This is a genomic window from Oleiphilus sp. HI0132 (assembly GCF_001635845.1).
On sequence record NZ_LWGJ01001237.1, the window covers coordinates 1 to 2,185 of the forward strand.

Annotated in this window: 2 protein-coding genes; one reads left to right on the top strand and one right to left on the bottom strand. The window is 42.4% G+C overall.

Annotated features, from left to right (window positions below):
* Positions 1-1,806 (bottom strand): 7TM diverse intracellular signaling domain-containing protein (locus A3766_RS18215; protein WP_156508967.1); only part of this gene is annotated, 1,806 nt, incomplete at its 3' end.
* 285 nt (positions 1,807-2,091) lie between these two features.
* Between A3766_RS18215 and A3766_RS29770 the strand changes: the two genes are divergently transcribed.
* On the top strand, positions 2,092-2,185 hold a 94-nt coding region (locus A3766_RS29770; RefSeq protein ID WP_156508968.1), incomplete at its 3' end, for a transposase.

Sequence of the window (2,185 nt, forward strand, 5' to 3'; positions counted from 1 at the left end):
AAGCAGCTTCTGGCTAATATTTTTTAGCAAGATGTCGCCTGCAGTGTGGCCACAGAGGTCATTCACAATCTTAAACTGGTCTAGATCCATATATAGTAAGCAGGCCGAATCTTCACCTGCTTGAACTTTAAGCAATAACTCTTTTGCTGAACTCTCAAAGGTTCTACGGTTATAAAAGCCTGTTAAAGAGTCGTGCTCAGCCAAATGTTTTAGCTGCTGTTCAAAGGCTTTTCGTTCATTAATATTGATTAGAGTTCCTTCCAGTTCCTCGTTTCCCTGCTCGTTCACATAACGGGCAGAAATATTCACCCACATGGAGTCACCTAGGGAGTTGCTGAGCTGAGCTTCGTAGTCGACAACTTGGCCTGACTTCTTAACCGCTTTGAAAAACTCAGTGAACTCTTTTTCTGAAAGGTAATAACCGTTTAAGTCTTTAGTTTTTCCGCTAAACGACGGAATATCCTCTAAACCTATCAGTGACAAAAAGGCTGGGTTTGCTGACAACAAGGTCCCTTTTTTGTCGTAGCTGAATATTCCCTCAAGTGAATTTTGGTAGAGGTTTTCAAAGCGTTTGAGGTTACCAATAGATTGGGATTGTGCTTGCTCTCGTGCTCGCCTTTCGCTATTGATTCGGTCAGCCAATGCCATTGATATAATAACAATGCCCACGACACCGCCAATATTTCCAGCGTATTCGGTAAAGGTAGAGGAGGGCAAATAGCCCATTTTGCTTGAAGACTTTAGTACGATACCCAAAAAGTAAGCGCCCCATGCGATGCAGAAGAAGCGTGCAATACGCGGGCTAAACCGAAGCATTGCCAAGCAGATAAAGGTGACGCTGCTCATCACTATGACAGTCATGCCACCATTAAGGATGGCTGCCTGGCGATAGGGTAGAAATAGGCTGGTGATAGCAGAGACAACAGTCAAAAAAGTAAGCAACTTGATACCACGGTAGAGGATACTTTTCTCTGGTATGGGGAGTATTGTCCGGGTGAAGAGCATCGTAGATAGTAAGCCAAAAGAGATAAAGGTAATTGCAGATATTTGATGCCAGCTGGGCGCACTAGGCCAGAACCATTGATAGGCAAAGCCATCTAGTGAACTATGCATCCCAGCCATACAAAGGATGAAAAAGCTGTAGAGCAAGTAGGTTTTGTCGCGGATGATTAGAAACAGGCACAGGTTATAGGCACTCATAATCAAAAGCGCACTTAAAAAGCAGCCGTAGAGAAATAGTGAGTTATTCGCTTGTAGTAGAAAACTCTCTTGCTCCCATAGTTGCATAGGAACCTGAAGAGAGCCTTCACTGCTCACCTTCACAAAGTACTCTTGAGGCTGCCCGGCAGAGAGCTCAAGCGGTAAAACAAAAGTAGGAAACTCGATGGGTCTTTGTGCAAAATTGAATCGGTCTCCGGTTTCGACAAGTTTTTTTAGAGTCACCGAATGAGAAGGTGAACCTGGAATGCTGTGAAACAACTGTATATTATCTAGCTGGCTATAGTTGACGTGTAGGTAAGCGGGTATATCAACAGGCGTCTCGTTTTGTACAGCAAAGCGAAACCAATAAGCACTACTTGAAAAACCAAAGTTGGCACGACCTTCAGGTAAAGATTGCCATTGAGTATTCTGTATTGTGTGGATATTCCCAGGCGTCAGTGAGTGGTCTTTATCTTCAAAATATACAATATGATTGGCTAGAACTATGTTTTCGGTACTGTGATCAAAGCTGATTGGCTGATTGCTAGCCAGCGCATAAAAACTGAAACCAAATAATAATATGAGAGATAAATAGAGCTGTTTCATTTAAACATTTCTTCTTGGAAAATTCGAAATTTACCTTCTTGTCTGAGCGCTTCGAGCCCGGCATTCAGAATATTTAGATAGTATTGGCTGTCTGGCTGGGTTTTGGAAAATAAAATATAGTTTTTACCTTCACTGAGTGCTTTAGTGTTGATTCCGATCGATTCTATTTCAGCTGGTGAAAAGTTTCTATGAAGCAGGTACTTTCCTGTGAATTCAGAGTGACGTGGTCTAATAGATATGACCAGTCCAGTTAAGACATAATACGTCCTAACTGGAGAAGGTAAATTGAATACACGAAAAAAATATTCCCAAGAATTTAAATTGGACGCGATTAGTCTGGTGCTTGATCAAGGCCACACTAGGACAGAGGCAGCCCGTA